The sequence below is a fragment of the Spirochaetota bacterium genome (assembly GCA_038043445.1).
Lineage (GTDB): Bacteria > Spirochaetota > Brachyspiria > Brachyspirales > JACRPF01 > JBBTBY01.
In genome coordinates this window covers 14,546-36,143 of the sequence record JBBTBY010000049.1, presented here as the reverse complement: position 1 = coordinate 36,143, position 21,598 = coordinate 14,546, and the positions used below count along the sequence as shown (strand labels likewise).

General features: G+C 55.9%; 20 protein-coding genes and 1 tRNA gene. 16 read left to right on the top strand and 5 right to left on the bottom strand.

The window, feature by feature from the left end:
- Positions 1 to 53: 53 nt before the first annotated feature.
- The 3 genes from ychF to AABZ39_07730 all read right to left on the bottom strand — a co-directional run bounded on the left by ychF (position 54) and on the right by AABZ39_07730 (position 3,050).
- Entirely contained in the window at positions 54 to 1,151 is a 1,098-nt protein-coding gene (gene ychF / locus AABZ39_07740) for a redox-regulated ATPase YchF (GenBank protein ID MEK6794651.1), read from the bottom strand.
- 227 nt (positions 1,152 to 1,378) lie between these two features.
- On the bottom strand, positions 1,379 to 1,573 hold the full coding sequence (locus AABZ39_07735) for a hypothetical protein (GenBank protein ID MEK6794650.1): 195 nt from the start codon (positions 1,571 to 1,573) through the stop codon (positions 1,379 to 1,381).
- Positions 1,557 to 3,050: a methyl-accepting chemotaxis protein gene (locus AABZ39_07730; protein MEK6794649.1), complete on the bottom strand. Its 1,494-nt coding sequence runs from the start codon at positions 3,048 to 3,050 to the stop codon at positions 1,557 to 1,559. The genes AABZ39_07735 and AABZ39_07730 overlap by 17 nt, the downstream gene beginning before the upstream one ends.
- Before the next feature lie 135 nt (positions 3,051 to 3,185).
- Between AABZ39_07730 and AABZ39_07725 the strand changes: the two genes are divergently transcribed.
- The 8 genes from AABZ39_07725 to AABZ39_07690 all read left to right on the top strand — a co-directional run bounded on the left by AABZ39_07725 (position 3,186) and on the right by AABZ39_07690 (position 10,544).
- Positions 3,186 to 4,304, top strand: coding sequence for a complex I subunit 1 family protein (locus AABZ39_07725; protein ID MEK6794648.1), 1,119 nt, complete (start codon positions 3,186 to 3,188; stop codon positions 4,302 to 4,304).
- Between the two features lie 63 nt (positions 4,305 to 4,367).
- Entirely contained in the window at positions 4,368 to 4,727 is a 360-nt protein-coding gene (locus AABZ39_07720) for a response regulator (GenBank protein MEK6794647.1), read from the top strand.
- Positions 4,728 to 4,731: 4 nt separating this feature from the next.
- Positions 4,732 to 5,406: a hypothetical protein gene (locus AABZ39_07715; protein ID MEK6794646.1), complete on the top strand. Its 675-nt coding sequence runs from the start codon at positions 4,732 to 4,734 to the stop codon at positions 5,404 to 5,406.
- A 28-nt stretch (positions 5,407 to 5,434) separates the two neighbouring features.
- Positions 5,435 to 6,475: a glycosyltransferase family 9 protein gene (locus AABZ39_07710; GenBank protein ID MEK6794645.1), complete on the top strand. Its 1,041-nt coding sequence runs from the start codon at positions 5,435 to 5,437 to the stop codon at positions 6,473 to 6,475.
- Between the two features lie 182 nt (positions 6,476 to 6,657).
- Entirely contained in the window at positions 6,658 to 7,389 is a 732-nt protein-coding gene (gene tatC, locus AABZ39_07705) for a twin-arginine translocase subunit TatC (protein ID MEK6794644.1), read from the top strand.
- On the top strand, positions 7,386 to 7,952 hold the full coding sequence (locus AABZ39_07700) for an L-threonylcarbamoyladenylate synthase (protein ID MEK6794643.1): 567 nt from the start codon (positions 7,386 to 7,388) through the stop codon (positions 7,950 to 7,952). Before tatC ends, AABZ39_07700 begins: the two co-directional genes overlap by 4 nt.
- A 70-nt stretch (positions 7,953 to 8,022) precedes the next feature.
- Entirely contained in the window at positions 8,023 to 9,432 is a 1,410-nt protein-coding gene (gene purF, locus AABZ39_07695) for an amidophosphoribosyltransferase (GenBank protein ID MEK6794642.1), read from the top strand.
- Between the two features lie 5 nt (positions 9,433 to 9,437).
- Complete coding sequence (locus tag AABZ39_07690; GenBank protein MEK6794641.1) at positions 9,438 to 10,544, top strand: chemotaxis response regulator protein-glutamate methylesterase; 1,107 nt, start codon at positions 9,438 to 9,440, stop codon at positions 10,542 to 10,544.
- On the opposite strand, the gene AABZ39_07685 is transcribed toward AABZ39_07690, so the two are convergent.
- Positions 10,541 to 10,807, bottom strand: a complete 267-nt coding sequence (locus AABZ39_07685) for a hypothetical protein (GenBank protein ID MEK6794640.1) — start codon at positions 10,805 to 10,807, stop codon at positions 10,541 to 10,543. The two genes, AABZ39_07690 and AABZ39_07685, sit on opposite strands and share 4 nt — an antisense overlap.
- 368 nt (positions 10,808 to 11,175) lie before the next feature.
- Here AABZ39_07685 and kdsA point away from each other — a divergent pair, with 368 nt between their 5' ends.
- The 6 genes from kdsA to lptB are packed head-to-tail and all read left to right on the top strand — an operon-like array spanning position 11,176 to position 16,698.
- The gene (kdsA, locus tag AABZ39_07680; GenBank protein ID MEK6794639.1) at positions 11,176 to 11,991 is read left to right on the top strand and encodes a 3-deoxy-8-phosphooctulonate synthase; all 816 of its coding nucleotides are present in this window, start codon (positions 11,176 to 11,178) and stop codon (positions 11,989 to 11,991) included.
- Positions 11,992 to 11,994: 3 nt separating this feature from the next.
- The gene (locus AABZ39_07675) at positions 11,995 to 13,290 is read left to right on the top strand and encodes an AI-2E family transporter (protein MEK6794638.1); all 1,296 of its coding nucleotides are present in this window, start codon (positions 11,995 to 11,997) and stop codon (positions 13,288 to 13,290) included.
- Positions 13,291 to 13,293: 3 nt separating this feature from the next.
- Entirely contained in the window at positions 13,294 to 13,770 is a 477-nt protein-coding gene (rnhA, locus tag AABZ39_07670; protein ID MEK6794637.1) for a ribonuclease HI, read from the top strand.
- A 57-nt stretch (positions 13,771 to 13,827) separates the two neighbouring features.
- Positions 13,828 to 14,865 carry an S-methyl-5-thioribose-1-phosphate isomerase gene (gene mtnA, locus AABZ39_07665; GenBank protein MEK6794636.1) on the top strand — a complete coding sequence of 346 codons (1,038 nt, stop codon included), beginning with the start codon at positions 13,828 to 13,830 and terminating at the stop codon, positions 14,863 to 14,865.
- Between the two features lies 1 nt (position 14,866).
- Positions 14,867 to 15,943 (top strand): hypothetical protein, encoded by a 1,077-nt coding sequence (locus AABZ39_07660; GenBank protein MEK6794635.1) that lies wholly within the window; start codon positions 14,867 to 14,869, stop codon positions 15,941 to 15,943.
- Positions 15,943 to 16,698, top strand: a complete 756-nt coding sequence (gene lptB, locus AABZ39_07655; protein MEK6794634.1) for an LPS export ABC transporter ATP-binding protein — start codon at positions 15,943 to 15,945, stop codon at positions 16,696 to 16,698. Before AABZ39_07660 ends, lptB begins: the two co-directional genes overlap by 1 nt.
- 429 nt (positions 16,699 to 17,127) lie before the next feature.
- Here the strand turns inward: lptB and AABZ39_07650 are convergent, their stop codons facing one another.
- The gene (locus AABZ39_07650) at positions 17,128 to 19,011 is read right to left on the bottom strand and encodes a tetratricopeptide repeat protein (GenBank protein MEK6794633.1); all 1,884 of its coding nucleotides are present in this window, start codon (positions 19,009 to 19,011) and stop codon (positions 17,128 to 17,130) included.
- A gap of 164 nt (positions 19,012 to 19,175) precedes the next feature.
- On the opposite strand from AABZ39_07650, the gene AABZ39_07645 reads away from it, so the two are divergent.
- Together AABZ39_07645 and AABZ39_07640 are read left to right on the top strand one after the other, a co-directional pair.
- Positions 19,176 to 21,437 (top strand): vitamin B12-dependent ribonucleotide reductase, encoded by a 2,262-nt coding sequence (locus AABZ39_07645; GenBank protein MEK6794632.1) that lies wholly within the window; start codon positions 19,176 to 19,178, stop codon positions 21,435 to 21,437.
- Between the two features lie 75 nt (positions 21,438 to 21,512).
- A tRNA-Leu gene (locus AABZ39_07640) sits at positions 21,513 to 21,597 on the top strand.
- The last annotated feature ends 1 nt before the right edge of the window (position 21,598 follow it).

The following is a 21,598-nucleotide window of genomic DNA, read 5'->3' as shown; positions in this document are numbered from 1 at the left end:
GATATGCCGGGACAGTCGCGAAACAAGGGCGCATGAACCATTGTGCGAAGCATCTACACGTTGAATTTAAACAACATCACATCGCCGTCCTTGACAATGTACTCTTTTCCTTCGAGACGCACCGCGCCCGCTTCCTTCGCCTTGGCGAGCGAGCCGGCTGCAACGAGCTTTTCATACTCGATGACATCGGCGGCGATGAACCCTTTCTCGAAATCGGTATGGATGACACCCGCTGCCTTCGGTGCCGTATCGCCTTTGTGTATCGTCCAGGCGCGCGTCTCTTTCTCGCCGGCGGTCAGATACGTGATGAGGTTCAGGAGCTCGTATCCCGCCACGGCGAGCCGCTCTATGCCCGATCTCTCGATGCCGAGGTCCTTGAGGTATTCCGTGCGCTCTTCGGCGGCAATATCCTTCAATTCGGCCTCTATTTTCGCGGAGAATGGCACCACACATATATTTTCTTTCTTTGCGTGATCGGTGAGCGCCGTATAGTTCGTATTGGCGGAAAGGTCCTTGAAATCGTTCTCGCCGACATTCGCCGCTATGAGCGTCGGCTTCACGGTAATGAAGAACATCGGCGCAACGGCCGCGCGTTCATCGTCGTCGAGCGCGAGCGTCGTGAGCATGTTGCCGTCATTGAGATGCGCTTCGCATTTGAGAAGGGCTTCCATCTCCTTTTGCGCTTCCTTGTCGCCTGACTTCGCCGCGCGGACGGTTTTCTCCTTCCTGAGCGATATGCTTTCCAGATCAGCGAGAATAAGTTCGGTGTTGATGATGCCGATGTCACGTGCGGGGTCGACCGTGCCGATATGGGTGACATTGTCGTCCTTGAACACACGTACCACATGTGCTATCGCGTCTACGCTCCGTATATGGGAAAGGAATTTGTTGCCGAGGCCCTCGCCCTTCGATGCGCCTTTGACGAGCCCTGCGATATCGGTAAAGCTTACCGTCGCGTAGATCTTTTTCTTCGAATCATGCATGCGCGCGAGCGTATCGACGCGTTCGTCGACAACGGGGACAATGCCGGTGTTCGGCTCAATGGTGCAGAAGGGGTAGTTCTGCGCATCGACGTTCGCATTGGTGAGCGCGTTGAAAAGCGTCGATTTACCTACATTGGGAAGGCCGACAATTCCGATGGAAAGAGACATGGGATATCCTTACGATAATGCTCCGCCGTGAGTATCACAACGGGCGCATGGAGTATAACGTACTTTCGGGATAATTGCATCTCCATGCGTACGAGACTGTCGCGAAAATTGAGAACAGCGGGTTGCAACCCGCTGTTCTCTTCGATTCTGATGAGTTTTTAATCCTCATTATGATTTGTTATGGGCGAATAGCATTTTCGCAGCAGTCTCGTATCGCCGCGCGCGCATCAATTATTGAATTTCTGCCGGAGCTGCATGTCGAGGTATTGTACGAGCGTATCGAGCGTGATGATCTTCATCTCAACGAGTATCTCACCGACAGGCCGTTTGTCCTGCATCTCACGCTGGCGGGCGAGCGCACGGTCAAGATCGCTCTTGGTGAGCAGTTTCGCCTCGATGAGCATTTCACCGATACGTTTCACGGTTTGCCTCCGCTTTCGTTCTGTATCGAGAGACGAGTGTTTCCATGCCGGCTATCCACGTGTCAGCATCCTTGATCTCGCGTGATACGCGTTCCGCCGACTTGCCGATCTTTGCCGTGCCGTCATCGATGGAGACCGAGGCTTCGCGTACCGCTGTTGCGAGTCGCACCAGCTCCGCCATGGCATTGACGCAGACATCGGTGGCTTCCTTGAGCGAGGAGAGGCGGTCCTTTATCGTTGAGAGCGTGCCGTCGACGTCGCCGTATTTTTCCTGTATCGTGACCGCCATGCCGCGTATTATCTCCGTGTTCCGTGTGAACGCCTCCGCTGCGGTACGGCTCTGGTCATTGCCCGCCCGTACCTGCCCGACGATCCCCTTGAGCGTGCCGATACGGTCACGCACGGTGGCAAAACTTTTTTCCGTAGCCGTCATCTTCTGCGATGAACCGCCTATCTTCGCGATTATCTCATCGAGCACCGCCTGGGCATCGCCGCCCATGCGGGAGGTCGTGTCCGCGAGCTTTCGTATCTCGCCCGCGACCACGCCGAAGCCTTTGCCGGCGGCACCCGCCCGCACCGCCTCTATGGCGGCGTTCACCGAGAGCGTGTTCGTCTTGTTGGCGATGACACTTATCCCCTCGACGATGGCCCGCACCTTCGCGACGCTTTCCTTCGCATCGAGGAGCGCAGCGCTCGTAGCCCGTACATGCTCGCCGCCCTCGCCGGAAAGCGCGGTGAGCTCTATCGTGGTCTTGTCTGCGTCATCGGATAATGTAGAGATGAGCGTTACCGTCCTTGCCATATCATCTATCTGTTTGATGATATCCTCCACGGCGCTCGATTCCTGGCTCAAAATATCGGTAAGGTTCGACATCTCGCTCACGAGTTCGGCGGTGTGCGTCATGACGACAAGGACGGAGTTGTTGAGCAGGGTGAGAGAATCCTCTGTCCGCGCGGCCTCCGCTGTCTGACGGTCCGCGGTATCGCGCAGGGCGGATATCGCCGAGGAAATATCCGCTATCACCCGCGTTGTCTGTTCCATGCTTTTTGTCAGGAGCACACGCTGGTTCTTCGATAAGGAAAGGTTCTTATGCATGGCATCGACAAGCCCGCGCATCTGATCGATGAAAACATTGTATGCCTGCGATATGCCACCAATGGCACCGCCGTTCTCGGTAAGGCGCATCGTAAGGTCGAATTCATCGCCTTTTCTCGTCGACGACATGCCCCGTGCTATCGCGCGCATCGAACGCATCGTGAACAGGCGCAGCACCAGGAATGAAATAATACCGGTGGCCGCCCCCGCAGCGAAAGCGAACAGGTGGAACGCCCCCCGTGTTGGCGCGGTAACGCCGAACAGCGGCGCGGCAAGAGAGCACAGCACGGATATGATGCCCCCGCAGCAGCAGGCGATGAGTATTTGAACAAGGACTGACTGCACTATCATACCCCGTACTGTGGATATCCATGAGCTCATTGCGAATGACTTCCGTACATTTTATCCATACACCGGGATTTGTCAAATCCCAGTGCAAGGGAGGGTCGGTCTGTCTCATCGGTGAATGGCGCTTGAATTCCGTGACGATTTAAGGTATTATGGTTAACACCTATGATGATCGACCCGCTGCTTATGAGCATTCTGACCAATCCGTGGCTCATCGCGATAGCCAAATATGTCGTCATTCTTGCCGTACTCATGATCGGGGTGGCGTACTTCACGCTTGCAGAACGTAAATTCGCCGGATTCATGCAGGACCGTTTCGGACCGAACCGCGCGGGCCCGTTCGGCATGTTCCAGCCTTTCCTCGACGGCATTAAGCTCTTTTTTAAGGAATCGTTCGTCCCGGCGAACGTGATAAGCAGAGTGCTTTTCATTGCGGCGCCGCTCGTGAGTTTTGCCGCTGCGCTCACGCTCTGGGGCGCAATGCCGTTCGGCGATCCGCTCATCTTCGGGAATGTAACGGTATCGCTTACGCTCTTTGAACCGAATATCGGCGTCCTCTTTTTTCTTGCCGTCGGTTCGATGGGGCTTTACGGCATCATATTCGCCGGTATTGCAAGCAATAATAAATATTCGCTCATGGGCAGCGTACGCGGTGCGGCGCAGCTCGTGAGCTATGAACTCACGCTTGGGCTCTCGCTCCTCGCCGTTGTCATGATGAGCGGTGATGTCACCCTTTCGGGTATTGTGGACGCTCAGCGGGAGACGCTCATAACGGTTGCCGGTGTCCAGGTGCCGGGGTATCATGCGCTCACATTCTTTCCCTTCGGATTCATCGCGTTCATGCTGTTCCTCATCGCGATCTATGCGGAAAATTCCCGTACGCCGTTCGATCTGCCGGAATGCGAGAATGAACTTGTGTTCGGCTACCACACGGAATATTCCGGTATCAAATTCGGCCTCTTCTATCTCGGCGAATACATGAACATGATAACCAATTCGTTCATCATCGTCACGCTCTTCTTCGGCGGCACCCATATACCGTTCCTGCAGGGATGGGCGGATACGCTGCCGCATAATATCGCGGTGCTTGCCGGCGTCGGATCGCTCTTTATCAAGGCGGGTTTCTTCTGCTTTCTGTTCATCTGGGTGCGCTGGACGCTGCCGCGGTTCCGCTATGATTCGCTCATGCGCCTCGGGTGGACGCGTCTGTTCCCGTTCGCCCTTGCGAATATCGTTATCATTGCTGTCCTGGAGGTGGCGCTGCCCGTCCTGAAACTATTGCCCTGAGCAATGCCCGAAGCCCGGATCATCCCTTGTTCACATGGTCTTGTGCTAAACGAAGGATACTCAATGAAAGACAAGAAGATCATGATACTCAACGATGAAGAGATCCTGAGGAACTTCATCGCCTACGCCCTGGAAAAACACGGTTTTACCACGTTCATCGCCGCGAACCTTGAGGACGCCGCGAAAAAGATGGAGGAGGAACCGCATGTCATCATCACCCATCTTAAAAGCTTCGATAACAGCGGCGAAATGCTCGTCGATGCCCGCCGCGCCGTTGGTTCGCTCCCGATGATCGTCATCGCGAGCCAGACGACAAAAGCGATACGCGACCGCCTTGCCGAAGTGAACGCCTCCGGCGTCATTGAAAAACCGTTCGCCATGGACGATCTTATCCAAACACTCAACAGCCTGTTCCCGGAATAAAACCGTGCGCGTATACGGCCCCGTCAAGATCATCGTGCTCGTGCTCTCTGCGATACTTGCGATGGGGCTCGGCGCTGAGCTTGTACGGACCGTCTTTCCGCTTCGCGAGGCGTTCAGCCGCCCGGGATTGTTCTTTCTGGCAGGCGCCCTCGTGTTCGCCGTGGCAAGCCAGTTCATCACGCTCCCGTCCGCGATCTATGTTTTCGGGCATGAGCTTACCCATGCGCTCGCCGTGCTCATATCGGGCGGAAAGGTCACCTCGTTCAAGGTGCGTTCGAGCGGCGGCATGGTGACAGCCACCGAATCGAATTCGTTCATCGCGCTTGCACCCTATTTCTTACCCGTGTATACGGTCATCATTGTCGCCGTGTATAATCTCATTGATATCTTCATACCCATGGCCGGTATGCGCACGCTCTATTATTTCCTGCTCGGCGTCAGCTACGGGTTCCATATCGGCTGCACGGCGGCATATACGCGTTCCTATCAGCCGGACCTCAGGGACGAGGGCATAGTGTTCTCAACGGTGATGATCGTTCTTGCGAATCTCATCGTACTTACCCTGGTCATGAAGCTTCTGTTCGCGAATTTCGATCTGTATCGTTTCTATGTCGGAGCGTTTCGGGATATCTGGTTCGCCGCGTCGGGGCTGTTCCGATGGCTCGCACTGCTGCATTGACCTCCGCATGGGTACGCTGTAGTATAGGATGATGACGGTCTCTGTGTTCAACACCGAGCGTATCGGCGATTCGATGCTGGCGCTGCCTGCAATGCGCTCTTTCCTTGCGCATTATCCCGGGGCGCGCTCGATACTCGTCACCGATACATCGACCGCACCGCTGTACTCAGCGAGCGGTATGTTCTCGGCGGTGCACCATTTTCGATACCGGAAAGCATCCGTTCCCGACATGCTGCGTGCCGCGAAGGTGCTGTCCGCAGAACATATCGATGTGATGATGCTCATGCCCGGCGGTTTTTTTGCGGCGTTCATCGCGTTCTTTGCGCATGCACGCGTCCGCGTCGGCCTTGCCTCCGATATGCGCGGTTTTCTCCTGACACATCGCGTGCGTCCGCGTATCGATGACCGGCATCGCATGCATCATTTCCTTGACCTGCTTGCGCCGCTCGGTATCCCTGCCTCCGAACTGACACCGCATATCAATGTCCCCGCCGGAGATATCCTGCCGCGTTCACCGGTGCCGACCATTGGGATCGCTCCGTTCACCCGCGATGACCCGCGCCGGATGTATCCCCTTGCGCGATGGAGAGCGCTCATCGCATCGATAGCCGGGCAGAAGGAACGCATTATCATCGCCGGCTCGAAGGATGAGGCGGTGCATTATCGCGCATTCCTCGATGAAATGGTCTCAGCGTACGGGGTTGTCGATGCCGTCGGAAAATACAGTCTGCTCGATACCGCACGATTGCTCACGCAATGCGATGTCGTCATAGCCAATGACTCGGGGCTCATGCATCTTGCCGCAGCGGCAGGGACGCCGACCGTTGCGCTTTTCGGCGCGACGCGCAGTGAAAAGGCGGGGCCGCTCGGAGATCACACCCGTGTGGTCGCAAGTCCGTCGCCGTGCCGCCCGTGCGATGCGAAGGCGCGATGTACCGATGTCCGCTGTATGGACGCCATTGAAACGCATGACGTACTCGCGGCGATGAACGAGCTGCTTGAGCGAAGGGATGCGGTGCCGAATTTATCACGAAAGAGAAATGCAACCACAGAGAACACAGAGAAATAGCAGGAGAAAACAGGGAAAGAGCGGGCATTGGTTTTTACCCAATAGGTGATTTATTTATTTTCTCTCTCCGCTCCCTCTCGGTATTTTCTCTGTGGCCTCAGTGGTTTTCTTTCCCCTTATGTGAGGGTTTGGTGAGTGCGATAAAATTGCGATTTTCCCGATGCGCGGTATAATCACGTTCCATGACAAAAGTCGACCATAATAAACTTGATTTTCTCGGACACCTCGATGTACTTCGCGGGAAGCTGCTCATATCGCTCGCGGTGCTTGCCGCCGCGGCCATCGTTTCGTTCATCTTCATCGATCAGGTGATAATGTTCCTCAAGGCCCCGGTGCGTCATTTGACCGTGGAGCTCATTTATCTGCGCCCGCAGGAAAAGTTCATTACCTATATCAAGATCGCCTTTTTCTCGGGGCTTTTCGCAGCGGTGCCGGTGGCGCTTGTTCAGCTTGCAACGTTCATCCTGCCGGCGCTCACGAAGAAAGAGCGGCGATACTTCTTTCCGGCGGTGCTGTCGGTCATCGTGTTCTTTTACGGCGGGGCGGCATTCTCCTATTTCTTTCTCACGCCGACCGTGTTCAACTTCTTCATCGATTTCGCGAAGAATGACGGTGTCAAGGCGCTCTGGAGCGTCGGCGAATATTTCAATATGCTCATCATTCTCATTCTCATGATGGGGCTCGTGTTCCAGACGCCGTGGATACTCCTCGTGCTCATCAAGATAGGTGTTCTTTCGGTCGACATGCTGACGAAGTATCGCCGCCATGTCATCGTCGCGATATTCATCATCGCGGCGCTCATAACGCCGACGGTCGATCTCTATACGCAGTCCATCGTCGGCGTAACGTTGTATCTCCTCTACGAATTCACCATCATACTTGCGCGCATCCTGTTCCGTGAAAAGAAGAGATGATACGTCCGATCGCTGAACGTACGGCCATCGCCGATTGCGCACGCGTCATCCGGGACGGCGGTGTGGCAATCATACCGACGGATACCGTGTACGGTTTTGCCGCCGATGCGTTCAACGAGAACGCCGTCGAGCGGATCTATCGGATAAAGGGACGCGAGAAGAACAAGCCGTTCCTTGTGCTGATACCGGACACCGCGGCGATAGGACGTTTTTCCGATATGCCGCTTCCCGAGGAGCTTCGAGCGAAGGTTCCCGGTGCGATCACATTCATACTGCCGCTCACCGAACGCGTTTCGCTTTCATATGTGAGCGGAACCATTGCATTGCGCGTCCCCGATGATGCGTTCCTCAGGGAACTGCTTGCGCTGAGCGGCCCGATCGTCGCCCCCTCGGCGAACGGCGCAGGTGCGCCGCTGATAACCTCCGTGCGTGAGCTCGTGAAGCGGTATGAAGAGAAGGTCGATATCATCATCGACGGCGGCGATATTGTCGATGCGGCACCGTCAACGATATATGATTGCATCGGTAAGCGAGTGCTTCGACAGGGGAAGGTCAGAGTGTAGGAAGGGCCGAGCTTGATAAATCGCCGATGTTTTGTATAATAACAGTCTCACATAAAAAAAGGATACATTCGTGCGCTCATCGACTGCCGAAGAAAAGAATGATGAATGCGGTGTTTTCGGAATAACGGCAAATAATGAAGCGGCGAATTACGCCTATCTCGGCCTTCATGGGCTGCAGCATCGCGGACAGGAATCATGCGGCATAGCCGTTTCGGACCTCACCAAGATCGTCAAGGCGGTAGGGCAGGGCAAGGTCGGCGATTTCTTCACCGAGGATAATCTCCGTACGCTCACCGGCACCGCGGCCATTGGGCATGTACGCTACAGCACGACGGGCGGATCGAACCTCATGAACGCGCAGCCGCTCGTTATGATGTCCAATCGCGGAACGCTCGCGGTTGGGCTCAACGGCAACCTCGTCAATGCAAAATCGCTCCGTGATCGCCTCGAATTCGACGGATCGATATTCCACACTACGACGGACAGCGAGATAATCATACACCTCATGGCGCATTCGCGGGAAAAGAACATCGTGATGGCGTTCATCGAGGGGCTTAAGCAGATTGAGGGCGCGTACTGCTACATGATACTCACGAAGGGCCATCTTCTTGCGGCACGCGACCCGCACGGGATACGCCCGCTTGCGCTCGGGCGCCTGGGCGATTCGTACGTGCTGGCGAGCGAAACATCGGCCTTCGATATGATCGGCGCATCGTTCGTCCGCGACATAAAAGCCGGCGAGGTCATATCGATCGATCTTGCGAGCAATGAGCTGCGTTCCGATTTCCCGTTCAAGGAAACGAGCGAACGCATGTGCCTTTTTGAATACGTGTACTTCGCAAAACCGAGCAGCAATGTGCTCGGGAAAAGCGTGCACAGCGTGCGATATAAATCCGGCGTACGGCTTGCCGCAGAATCGACGGTGGACGCCGACCTTGTCGTGCCGGTGCCCGATTCGGGCGTTCCCGCGGCGCTCGGCTTCAGCGATAAGAGCGGCATACCGTTCACCATGGGGCTTGTAAGGAGCCATTATGTCGGACGTACGTTCATTGAGCCGTCACAGGCCATACGCGGGCTCGGTGTGCGCCTCAAATTCGCGCCGATAGCGAAACTCCTCGAGGGGAAACGCATCGTCCTTGTCGAGGATTCCATCGTGCGCGGAACGACATCGATGCGCATCATCAAGATGCTCCGTTCTGCCGGCGTAAAAGAGGTGCATTTCCGCGTAGCCAGCCCCAAGGTGAAATTCCCCTGCTTCTACGGCATCGATTTCGGCACCTGCGAAGAGCTTATCGCCAATAAAAAAAGCACGGAAGAGATAGCCCGGTCCATCGGCGCGGATTCGCTCGCGTATCTTTCGCTGGAAGGTCTCCATGAGGCGGCGTCGTCCACCGGCGACGGGCTCTGTGACGCGTGTTTTACCGGCCGTTATGTGATACCGATAGAGGACCGCCACTCGAAACTGGCGTTCGAAGTGTGACCTCCATGGGAAAAATACGTGTTCTCATCGTTGATGATTCGTCCCTCATGCGGAAAATGATCGGGCGGCTGCTTTCCGCAGACGGCGAAATAGAAGTGGTCGATTACGCGCAGAACGGCGAGATAGCACTCCGAAAGATAAAGGAAAAGTCCCCGGATGTCGTAACACTCGATGTGGAAATGCCGGTGATGAACGGCCTTGACCTTCTCGCACGCTTGAAAGAAGAGAAGGCCGCCGTGCGTGTCCTCATGGTGAGCGCATTGACGAAGGCGGGGAGCCGCATCGCCATAGAAGCCCTTGCGCTCGGCGCGCTCGACATCGTCCATAAGCCGTCGGGCAGTATTTCTGTTGACATAGAACGCTCCGCGAGCGAGATAATAGAGAAGGTGAAGGCCATCGCCCACCTGAGCGATCGGGATGTCAATATCGATCCGCCGGCGGTACACGAACGAAAAGCGCCGGCAAAAGAGACGGCGGCATCTCCGGCACCGGCGCCCGTTCCGGCACACGTGAAAAAGAAATTCCCGCGCGTGCTCGCGATAGGGATATCCACCGGCGGTCCGCGCGCGCTGCGCGTCATGTTCCCGCAGTTCCCGAAGGACTTCCCGCTCCCCGTTCTGCTCGTGCAGCATATACCGGATGATTTCGTGCAATCGTTCGCGGAGAGTCTCGGCGATATCTGCACGCTCATCGTTAAGAAGGCCGAGCATGGGGAGGAATTGAAGGCTGGCGCCGTCTACATCGCCCCGGGAGATCGTCATCTGGGCGTGTCCGAGCATGGCGGAAGGATATTTGCCGTCGCCGAGGATGCAAAGCTCGTGTCCGGGCATGTTCCCAGTGCGGATTATCTTTTTGATTCGATCGGGAAGACGCTGTCGGGTTCCGCCGTCGGCGTGCTCATGACGGGCATGGGGAGCGACGGTGCGAAGGGGCTGCACCGGCTGCACGAAAGCGGTGCGTTCACCATTGCGCAGGACAGGGAGACATCGACCGTATTCGGCATGCCGCGCGTGGCCATCGGACTTGGCGCCGCCGATAAAGTACTTCCGCTGTCGGCGATAGTCCCCGAGATAGTCGGGTATCTTGCCGCCAGGCCCTGGGAGAACGCTTAGTTCTTTTCCGAACCGGCCTGTGCGTTCGCTGAGAGCGCCGCAACGGCATCCCACATGGCGCATTTGATATCGAGCAGCGGACGCCGGAGATGATGTGCTATCTCGATATATGAGCGTTTCTGCGCCCGAAGGAGGAACACCGAGCGATCCAGTTCAGGCAAGCCATCTATCTTTTTCATTAAAGCGGTCTTGTTCTCCCGCGCCAATCGTTCGGCAGTGACGCGGTCAAGCTCGGCGAGCGCGTCCTTGACATTGATGTTCATCGTCATGCTCCCTATGTTCGCGGTATCCGGCCCGTACCGGGCTCCGCTTCCTCTATAACGCATGAAGAGGAAAAAAGTGCGATTATTTCGTTCACGCCGGCGGCGGCTCGCCCCTGTGAGTGAATTTTTTTGTAGGTGAAATGCTCTGATCGATTGACGCCAAATTAAGAGGGATAGACACGAATTGCACGAATAACCACGAATAATTCGTGGAAATTAGTGTAATTCGTGTCTGGCTGCTGATTCCGGCCTCATGCAATTATTTCGCTGCGTTACCACAATGGAAAGTCACACACCTCGACCCTTCGCTCCTTGCGGCATATGATAGCGCATGATAGAATACAGTATCCTGATACATCGGACGTGCCATGCGATTCAACTACAATAATATCACCGCAGGCGGACGCGAGCTCCTCTTTATCGCCGGGCCCTGCGTCATCGAAAGCGCGGTTATGACCCATGCCATAGCGACCGAGCTTCTTGCCATCAAGCGCGAGCTCAATATCACGCTTGTGTTCAAGGCTTCCTATGACAAGGCGAACCGTACATCGAAGTCATCGTATCGCGGGGCGGGGATGAAGGACGGCCTTGCCATACTTGCCGAGGTGAAGAAGCGTACCGGGCTCCCGATAGTGACCGATATACATACCGCTGCCGATGCGCCGGAAGCTGCGCGCGTTGCCGATATCATACAGATACCGGCTTTCCTCTCGCGCCAGACCGATCTGCTCCGCGCCGCCGCCGAGACCGGCCGTGCAGTGAACGTGAAAAAAGGGCAATTCCTCTCCGGGGATGACGCCCGCTTCATTGCGGAGAAATGTTCGGACGCTGCGTCGGAGAAGCGACTGCTCCTGACCGAGCGCGGCAATTCGTTCGGCTACAATAATCTCGTCGTCGATATGAGGAATCTTGTCATCATGCGCCGATACGCACCGGTCATTTTCGATGCGACGCACTCGGTGCAGCTCCCCTCGGCCGCGAGCGGGGTGTCGGGCGGCGGGCGCGAGTTCATACCGAACCTGGCGCGTGCGGCCGTTGCCGCAGGCATTGACGGTGTGTTCATGGAAGTGCATCCGGAGCCGGAGAAGGGTCTGTCCGATGCGGCGACGATGTTCCCCCTTGCAAAGGCCGCTTCCCTCTGGAAGGAGCTCATACGTATAAAGGGTGTTCTCTCTGAGGAGTGAGCTATGTTCTTCAAGTTCGGCCGAAAAAAAGACGGTGATAAGCTCCCTGAGCGGCGTTCGAACGACAATGTCGGACTGCTCATCAGCGGCAATGTGCTTCTTATCGCCGTCATCGGAGCGCTCCTCGTGATCTTCGCCTTCCGTATCGATATCCTTCGGTCGCCGATACTGCTCTATCTCGTCAGCGCCGCAATGCTCCTGCCGTTCCTTCGATACAGCTGGGCGAAGATACTCCTCATAACCCTCACAACGCTCTTCGGCCTTTGGTTCCTGTCGAAAACGGCCGCCATCGTAACGCCGTTCATACTCGCCGTCGTCATCGCCTATCTCATGCACCCCATCGTGAAGTTCATCGAGCGGCATATCAAGCGCATCCCGCATATGCTCGCTGTTGCCCTTGCGTTCTTCCCGATATTCTTCGCCATCGCGGGACTGGTCGCGCTCGTTGTGCCGGTGTTCGTCCGCGAGGGATCGGGGTTCCTGTCGAACCTGCCGCTGTATCTTTCGAGCCTTGAGCGTTTCGTTGTTTCAGCGATGAATTTCATAAATGCGACATTGAAATCGGCAGGATTGCCGGCGTATGATATCGACATGAGCCCGGGATTCCTCACCGGCTGGGCATCGACCTCGATAATGCATATTGTTGATAATTTTTTTGCGAACATCACCCGCGGTGTCGGCGCCATTCTGCTTCGATTGCTTTATATCATAGCGACGCCGATAATCGTCTTTCTGCTGCTCCTGGATTTCGATCGCTTCCGGCAGTTCTTCTCGCGGTTCATCCCCCGTTCCTATGAGACGGAGATACGCGCGTTCATAGCCCGGACCGAGCGTGTGGTGCATGATTATCTCTTCGGCATCCTGCTCTCGTCGACCATCATTGCGATCGTGTTCTTCCTCATGTTCCTTGTCACCGGTGTCCGTTACGGCCTGCTCCTTTCGATAATCCGCGGCGTATTCAATATGGTCCCTATCGTCGGAGGCTTTATCGTCATTCCGACGTTCGTGGTCGCCGCATTCTCTGCGGACAGTGTCATGATCGTCGGCGTGATAAAGGTCGCCGTCATCTATGTGATCGGCCAGGTGCTCGATTCCTGGGTGATAACACCGCTCGTGCTCGGGCGTCAGGTGAAGCTCTCGCCGGTCATCATCATACTCTCGACGATACTGTGCGGCTATTTCTTCAATGTGGTGGGGATACTCATCGCCGTGCCGATGGCGGGTGTCGTGAACCTGCTCATTCGCAAACTGCAGGCGAATTACCTGCGGTCGAGATTCTTCCGCAACCGTGAACGGTGATCGATGCGTCGTGTGATCATCCATACCGACGGCGGCTGCCGCGGCAATCCCGGCATCGGTGCATGGGGCGCGGTCATCGAGGACCTGCCATCGCATATGAAGCTTGAGATCGGCGGCGGCGAACGCGTAACGACGAACAATCGCATGGAATTGAGCGCTGCCGTTGCATCGCTCAAACGCCTTACCGAGAGCTGCGAGGTCACGCTCATGAGCGACAGCACCTATGTGGTCAAGGGCATGACGCAGTGGATACACGGATGGATGAAGCGCGGCTGGAAAAAGTCGGATAAGAAGCCCGTCGAGAACCGCGATCTGTGGGAAGCCCTCCAGAAGGCGGCGGAGCGGCATCACGTCCGATGGCAGTGGGTGGAAGGGCATGCCGGGCATCACGGGAACGAACGCTGCGATGAGATAGTGAACGACATCATGGACAGCATGCAGAGCGGCGGCGCGATGACCTATGAAAAACGCATTGTTTGACTTTTCAGGCCGATACCAGTAGTATTGGCTTACACACAGAGGCAAGGAAACGCCCGCATGGATCGGCTCATTACGTTCAAGGACGAAAAACTTTTTTTCATAGATCAGACGAAGCTGCCGATGGAATATGTCGTCGATGCGTATGACGATTATCGGGCAGTATGCACGGCGATACGACAGCTCAAGGTCCGCGGGGCACCCGCGATCGGCGTGGCGGCAGGATACGGTGCCGTGGTCGCAGCGTATCAGTTCAGCGCAAAGCCGTTCGCCGAATGCAGGAGATCGATACTCGCAGCCATAGACGAACTCGCCGCAACGCGCCCTACGGCGGTGAATCTCTTCTTTGCATTGGACCGGCAGCGTGCCGTGGTGAACGGGTATACAGGCACGGAGAATGGTGTCCTTATCGATGCCATGCGCGCCGAAGCGGACCGCATCGCAGATGAGGATATGACGCTCGGCAGAAAACTCGGCATCGCAGGGGCGGCGCTCATTGCCGACGGCGATGTGATAATGACGATATGCAATGCGGGGTCGCTCGCCACTGCAGGTATCGGCAGCGCGCTCGCATGCATCTATATGGCGAAAGAACAGGGCAAACGCGTGAAGGTATATTCCCTTGAGACCCGGCCGCTGTTGCAGGGCGCGCGCCTCACCACCTATGAATTATCGAAGAACGGTATCGATGTCACGCTCATTACCGACGGCATGGCCGGTATTGTGATGAAGACCAAAGGGGTAACCAAGGTCATCACCGGCGCCGACCGGGTGGCGGGTAACGGGGATTCTGCGAATAAGGTCGGTACCTACGGTCTCTCGGTGCTCGCGAAACATCACCGCATCCCTTTTTACATCGCAGCACCGCGGTCGACGTTCGACCTTTCCATCACTTCGGGCGATGCCATTCCCATTGAGGAGCGCGACGCGAAAGAGATAACGCATTGGGGCGGCAGGCAGATAGCGCCGGACGGCATTGCCGTGTATAACCCCGCCTTCGATGTTGCCCCGGCCGAGCATATCACCGGCATCATCACCGAGGACGGTGTGCTCCGTCCGCCGTATCATGAAAATATCCGCGCGCTGTGGGGCTCTTAGCATGGCGGATACGCTCGCGGTATTCATCTGCGCCGGCCTGGATAATTCCATGCTGTCGAAACTCGCCTTCGGCGGCATGCCCATGCTCCCGTTCGGCGGGAGGATGCGCTTCATCGATTATGCGCTCAATAATGCCGTTCTTGCAAAGGCGGATGCCGTATCGGTCATCGACGGTACGAGCAGTTCTGTCGTGGCGGAATACTGCTCCGGCGGCTGGCGTGCCCGCGGTGTGCGCTACTATGCGGAACGCAATATCTGCAGCGCGCTCATGCAGGCGTTCCATGACAGGTCGGCTGCGCGTGTGCTCATCGTCTCCGCCGACGCGCCTGCGTACTTCGATATAAAGGCGGTGCGGTCCGCTCACGCCGAACGCAAAGTGAACCTCATTGCGCAAGGGAAGGAGCGCTATGCCGTATCGCTCTCACAGCGGCTCTTCTCGGACGCGATGAAGAAGATGTACCGCCAGGAACTCCCGAGCGGCAACGTCATCGATGCGCTCGTGCCGCCGCTCGAACGTGAATTCGGCGCCGCCAACGCTGTCGTACCGAAGGGCTTCTTCGGAGCACGCCCATCGTCGGTATATCAGTATTACCGTGCCGTCATCGACCGTATACCGCATTTCCAGAACATCTATGCATATACCAGCCGCGAGATCGCGACATGGATAGTGCATGAGCCGGAATCACATATCGAGCGGAGCGCGAACGTGGAGCGTACGATAGTGGCCGACAGCGACCGCATCGGCGGGGACGTATCATCGTCGGTCATCGCGGGGCATGTCGTCATAGAAAAGGGCGCATCGGTGGTCAATTCGATAATACTCCCCGGTAATGTCATAGCGCGCGGTGCATCGATCGTGAACGCCGTCATCGGCGAGAACGATGCGTCGGCACAGAAATCGGGAAAGACCGTGCATGAGAACGCGCATATCGGGGCCGCATGCAAAGGTGCGCCGGGCAAGGACGATGCGGCCGCCGTGCTCGCCGGTGTCATCGTCCCGCGCAATGCACGGATACCCGGCGGGAGCATCATCACGGCCTATGGCGCACGAGAAAGTACGAAAGAGGAGATGGAATAATGCCGGCGGGAAAGAAGAACACCGGATCGATGGTGCGTGAGCTCAAGATAGAGAACGTTGCAAAATCGTACGGGGCGAAGACCGTGGTCGATGATGTGTCGTATCAGGTGAAACAGGGCGAGGTGGTGGGGCTGCTCGGTCCCAACGGTGCGGGAAAGACCACGAGCTTTTACATCACGGTCGGCTTTATCCGCGCAAGCAGCGGGCGCATACTCCTCGACAATGAGGATATCACCGCGCTTCCCATGCATGAGCGCGCACGCAAGGGTATCGGCTATCTCCCGCAGGAGGCGTCGATATTCCGCAAGCTCACCGTCGAGGAGAACATACTTGCCGTGCTCGAGTTCACCGATATGCCGGAGAACGAACGCGAAGAGCGTACCGACTACATCCTCAAAGAGCTCGATATTACGCACGTTCGTTTCCAGAAGGCGTTCACATTATCCGGCGGTGAGCGGCGGCGGGCGGAGATAGCTCGCGCACTTGCCACCGAACCGGATTTCCTCCTTCTCGATGAGCCGTTCGCCGGCGTCGATCCCATCGCTGTATTCGATATCCAATCGATAATCAAAAAGCTCAAGCATCACGGCTTAGGGATACTCATTACCGATCATAATGTGCGCGAAACGCTCTCGATAACCGACCGCGCCTACGTCATCAATCGCGGGAAGATAATGGTCGAGGGGCGCTCGGATAAGATCGTCAATAACCCGCTTGCGCGGAAGTTCTATCTCGGGGAGCAGTTCTCGATGTAGGGGTTTTTTGCCTGCGGCGCCGCACCGGATAGGATAGGGCATTTTTTTGTGGCTACGCGGCGGGGCATTCCTTCGCTCGCCTTGAACTCGCAGGAACTTATTTGCGTTTTTTTGAATTCTCGGAACGGCATCGTTTCATCGGCCCTTGTATTATCTGCTCGCACAGCAAGGCTCGCTCAGGAACGCCCCGCCGCTTCGCTCAAGAAAAAATGTTGTTGGGGAGAAAAGACAGAGATATTTTTGATGATGAATGAATATTTGAGGATGCCCGTGAGCTCTTTGCACAGGTGCCTGTGAACAACATGCAGGTGTCAGTGAGACAAAGCGTCATTTCATCGACTGGTGGGGCCATCGTGGTGTCGTATTATCAGTCAACGGGGCCGTTGAGCGGCGCGGCACTCCGCTGAGCCTGCCGAAGCGCGGAGATTTCTACTGTTTCAGCTGACCGATATTCTTCTGCACCGCCGCCTTGTTCCGATAATTCGGCTCCACCTCAAGCACTTTCTCATAGTACTCAAGCGCCTTTACCTTATCGCTTTTCACATCGAAGTAGATGGCCCCGAGCATTTCATACGCTTCGGCATACCGCGGATTGATCTTGACGACGCGGGTAAGCTCGTCAAGCGCATCGTTGTACGCCTTCGTCTTGTAGTAGACGGTCGCGAGATTGAAATGCGTGTCCGCGTATGCCGGATTTATCGCTATCGCGTTCTTGAGCGTCGATGCCGCATTGTCATAATCCTTTGAATCGATATAGATAAGACCCAAGGCGTTATGAGCGGGCAGCGAGTCCGGCTGATATTTGAGTGCGGTCTTGACGACCTCTATCGCCTTGGTGTAATTGTCCTCGCGCCGGTATACATCGGCAAGCTCCGTATATGCGCCTGCGCTGTCAGGTGCTATCGATACCGCCTGCTCGAGCACGCCCTTCGCCTTGTCGCGATCACCCATTTTGAGGTAGGTTCGGCCCTGCATGAGAAGCGCCTCCGAACTTTTCGGGTTCATCTTCGCGGCATTGGCGAAACTGGAGAGCGCATTCTCGTAATGCCGGTCATTGTAGAGCAGCCTTCCCAGATAATAGTACGCATCGAAGTTCGCTTTGATATCGATGGACCTTTTATAGCTCGCTTTCGCATCCTCTATCTTTTTCTGCGCCTCATAGCATGTGCCGATGATGACATGCACATCGGCGGCTTCTTTTATTGCCAGTGCCTTGCGCGATGCGGAGAGTGCATCATCGAAATTACCGGCATTGTAATACACGCTTCCCATCTGCTTGTAGGCAAGGAAGACGACCGGATCGGATTTTGCGCTGTTGTCTACGGATTTTTGATAGCTTGCGATGGCATCCCCCGAGCGCCCGAGCTTGTTGTATGCGTTGCCGAGATTATAGAGCGCCCCGACGTGTTTGGGTTTGATGCGCAGCGCCCCGGTATACGCCTCGGCCGCTTTTGCGTACATGCCCTTGCGGTAGTACATATTGCCGAGCTTGAAGAGCGCGTCGAAATGGTTCGGATTGGTGATGAGCGCCTTCTTGTATTCATTGACCGCGTCATCGTCGAAGCCGAGATTGCGGTTGACCTCGCCGAGATTGTAGTGCGCATCGGCATTGTCGGGATCTATCTCCAGGGCCTTTTTGCTGTTCTTGCCGGCGGAATCGAAATCGCCGGCGGCAAGATCGAGTTCCCCGAGGAGCGTATAGACTGACGGGTTTCGGTCATCGAGCTTCTGCGCTTCGTTGAGTTTTTTGCGCGCTTCATCACGCTTTCCCTTATCGATGAGCGAGCGTGCTTCTTCAACGAGCTTCTGAGCGGCAAGCTTGCGTTTGCCCGCCTCGTTCTTCTTCGCTTCTTCTTCGAGTTTTCGCTTTCTTTCCTTTTCTTTCTCGTCTTCGTAGCGCGTGCGTGTATTGTTATCTACACTGTCCGGCGGACGGTTCCCGAGAAGCTTCCTTAATTTGTCTTCTTCGCGGCGTCTGTCCTTATCGTCCGAATCACGTTTCAGGCGTTCGGCTGCGTCATATTCGTCGTTCGATTCCTTGAGCATGCCGATCTTGCGGTAGAGGTCTGAAAGGTCATAGTGATGCTTTGGGTCTGTCGGATATCGTTTGATGCGATCTTTGTAGAATTCTATCATCTTCTTGTCCGCATCGCTTATGCCGGAACAGCCGCAGGCTTTTACCACAAGTATGCCGATGATCGCCGCGATGACAAGGGCAACGATAATGGGGACTTTTGAGGATGTTTTTTTCTCGTTATAGACCGGCGGCGGCGGGACTGTCGTGAATGAGGTCGTTTTTTTCTTTGCGGACATACGCTCCCCCTGAGATGATCGCGTCGACAGGCGTTATAGTACCGCCAATCGGCGATTTGTCAAGAGAAAATGCCGGCAGGTGCTTGACAAACAAAGTGAAAAACATTACATTACGATGCACTACTTAACATAACGCCACGGTGGGGAAGTAAATGAAACAAACCATAGCGCTGTCATCGAACGCGGAGCACGTGCTCGCAAAACGATATCTCAAAAAAGATGATGACGGCAAACCCCTGGAGACGCCGACCGATATGCTTATGCGCGTGGCGAAGAACATCGCTGAAGCGGACAAGCTCTATGGCAAAGCCGACGTGAACGCGACCGCGGATGTATTCTATGATCTCATGGCGAGCCGTGCATTCATGCCCAATTCCCCGACGCTCATGAACGCCGGGCGCGATCTGCAGCAGCTTGCGGCGTGCTTTGTGCTTCCCGTAGAAGATTCCATGGAGCAGATATTCGAAAGCATTAAGCATGCAGCGCTCATACATAAATCCGGCGGGGGAACGGGGTATTCCTTCTCGCGGCTTCGCCCCCGCAATGATAATGTCCGTTCGACGTCGGGCGTATCGAGCGGTCCGCTTTCCTTCATGAAAGTGTTCAATGCCGCCACCGAGGTCATCAAACAGGGCGGTACACGCCGGGGTGCGAATATGGGCATCCTCCGTGTGGACCATCCGGACATCTTGGAATTCATATCGTCGAAATCGGATACGAAAGAACTTACGAATTTCAATCTCTCCGTTGCCGTCACCGATGCGTTCATGAAAGCGGTGCGCGAAGGAACTTCCTATACGGTGATCAATCCACGGACAAAGCAGGCCGCGCGCGAGGAGAACGCTACCGATGTGTTCAATCTCATGACGCAGCTCGCCTGGCAGAACGGGGAGCCTGGCGTTGTATTCATCGATCGCATCAATGCGTATAACCCCACGCCGGAAGTGGGTGCCATAGAAAGCACGAACCCCTGCGGCGAGCAGCCTTTGCTTCCCTACGAGGCATGCAATCTCGGATCGGTGAACCTTGCGCTTTTCGTGAAGGATGGCGCGGTAGACTACGACGGTCTGAAAAAGACCGTTCACACATCGGTACACTTCCTCGACAATGTCATCGATATGAGCAAGTATCCGCTCCCCGAGATCGATGCGCTCGTGAAGGCGAACAGGAAGATAGGCCTTGGCGTCATGGGATTTGCCGACATGCTCTATCTCCTTGCAATACCGTATGACAGTGCCGAAGCGGAGAAGATAGCCCGCGAAGTGATGGAATTCATCCAGAAGGAAAGTAAGGTAAAAAGCGATGAGCTCGCGAAGACGCGCGGCGTATTCCCGAACCACGGGAAGAGCATATACAAGGGCAAGCGGCAGATACGCAATGCGACGACAACGACCATTGCACCGACGGGGACGATAAGCATCATCGCGGCGGCATCGAGCGGCATCGAGCCGGTGTTCGGGCTCGCCTTCATACGCAATGTGCTTGATGGTACTGAAATGCTCGAGGTCAATCCCGTATTCGAGATGATAGCCAAGCGCGAGGGCTTTTACACCGACGACCTGATGAAGAAAGTCGCCAAGGCGGGCAGCGTACAGTCGCTCTCCGAAGTGCCGGAGAAATGGCGCATGATATTCCGCACCTCGCATGATATCACCCCCGAATGGCACATACGGTTACAGGCGGCGTTCCAGGCATTCACTGACAATGCCGTATCAAAGACGATAAATTTCCCGAAGAACGCCACCGTCGATGATGTGAAAGAAGCGTATCTCCTTTCCTATTCACTCGGATGTAAAGGTGTCACCGTGTATCGTGACGGCTCGCGCGAGAATCAAGTCCTTAATATCGGCGAGGTGAACAAAGGCAAGGGTGAGGATGTGAAGGTCGACCATGAGATAGTCGTGGCCGGGCACATCAAGCCGCGTGAGCGCCCGAAGCGCACGTTCGGCTCAACGCAGAAGATACCCACCGCGTGCGGCAATCTCTATGTTACGATAAATGAGGACGAGCACGGGCTCTGCGAGCTTTTCGCGACGATAGGAAAATCCGGCGGCTGCGCATCAAGCCAGGCGGAAGGCGTGAGCCGCATGATATCGCTTGCGCTCCGGAGCGGCATCGATGTGAATTCCGTGGTAAAACAGCTTCGCGGTATACGCTGTACGTCGCCCATCTGGGAGGACGGCGAGATGATATTGTCATGTCCGGATGCCATCGGGCGTGCACTTGATATCTATCTGCGCGGGCGCGAGGAGCGCGGCGTCGAGATAAAGGATATCAAGGTGCATATGAGCGAGCGGGGTGACGCGGAGGCGATGCCGGTATCGGTAAAAGCGGCTGTCGGCGGATGCCCCGAGTGCGGCGGTGTGCTCGAACGCTCCGAGGGATGCATGAAGTGCCGTACCTGCGGTTATTCGAAATGCGATTGATGTCGGCTTTTTTTCGGGAAAATTCTTGACAAGACGGTTAAATCTGGTATCATCCGTGCAGTAACGTACGATATCGCCGAAGTGGCGGAACTGGCAGACGCGGCAGATTCAGGGTCTGTTGAGTGTAATGCTCTTGCAGGTTCAACTCCTGTCTTCGGCAG

Excerpts from the sequence above, each read along its gene's own strand:
- ychF (MEK6794651.1), bottom strand. The coding sequence starts at position 1,151 with ATGTCTCTTTCCATCGGAATTGTCGGCCTTCCCAATGTAGGTAAATCG.
- AABZ39_07730 (MEK6794649.1), bottom strand. The coding sequence starts at position 3,050 with ATGAGCTCATGGATATCCACAGTACGGGGTATGATAGTGCAGTCAGTC.
- AABZ39_07725 (MEK6794648.1), top strand. The coding sequence starts at position 3,186 with ATGATCGACCCGCTGCTTATGAGCATTCTGACCAATCCGTGGCTCATC.
- AABZ39_07720 (MEK6794647.1), top strand. The coding sequence starts at position 4,368 with ATGAAAGACAAGAAGATCATGATACTCAACGATGAAGAGATCCTGAGG.
- AABZ39_07710 (MEK6794645.1), top strand. The coding sequence starts at position 5,435 with ATGATGACGGTCTCTGTGTTCAACACCGAGCGTATCGGCGATTCGATG.
- tatC (MEK6794644.1), top strand. The coding sequence starts at position 6,658 with ATGACAAAAGTCGACCATAATAAACTTGATTTTCTCGGACACCTCGAT.
- AABZ39_07700 (MEK6794643.1), top strand. The coding sequence starts at position 7,386 with ATGATACGTCCGATCGCTGAACGTACGGCCATCGCCGATTGCGCACGC.
- AABZ39_07690 (MEK6794641.1), top strand. The coding sequence starts at position 9,438 with ATGGGAAAAATACGTGTTCTCATCGTTGATGATTCGTCCCTCATGCGG.
- AABZ39_07685 (MEK6794640.1), bottom strand. The coding sequence starts at position 10,807 with ATGAACATCAATGTCAAGGACGCGCTCGCCGAGCTTGACCGCGTCACT.
- kdsA (MEK6794639.1), top strand. The coding sequence starts at position 11,176 with ATGCGATTCAACTACAATAATATCACCGCAGGCGGACGCGAGCTCCTC.
- AABZ39_07675 (MEK6794638.1), top strand. The coding sequence starts at position 11,995 with ATGTTCTTCAAGTTCGGCCGAAAAAAAGACGGTGATAAGCTCCCTGAG.
- rnhA (MEK6794637.1), top strand. The coding sequence starts at position 13,294 with ATGCGTCGTGTGATCATCCATACCGACGGCGGCTGCCGCGGCAATCCC.
- mtnA (MEK6794636.1), top strand. The coding sequence starts at position 13,828 with ATGGATCGGCTCATTACGTTCAAGGACGAAAAACTTTTTTTCATAGAT.
- AABZ39_07660 (MEK6794635.1), top strand. The coding sequence starts at position 14,867 with ATGGCGGATACGCTCGCGGTATTCATCTGCGCCGGCCTGGATAATTCC.
- lptB (MEK6794634.1), top strand. The coding sequence starts at position 15,943 with ATGCCGGCGGGAAAGAAGAACACCGGATCGATGGTGCGTGAGCTCAAG.
- AABZ39_07650 (MEK6794633.1), bottom strand. The coding sequence starts at position 19,011 with ATGTCCGCAAAGAAAAAAACGACCTCATTCACGACAGTCCCGCCGCCG.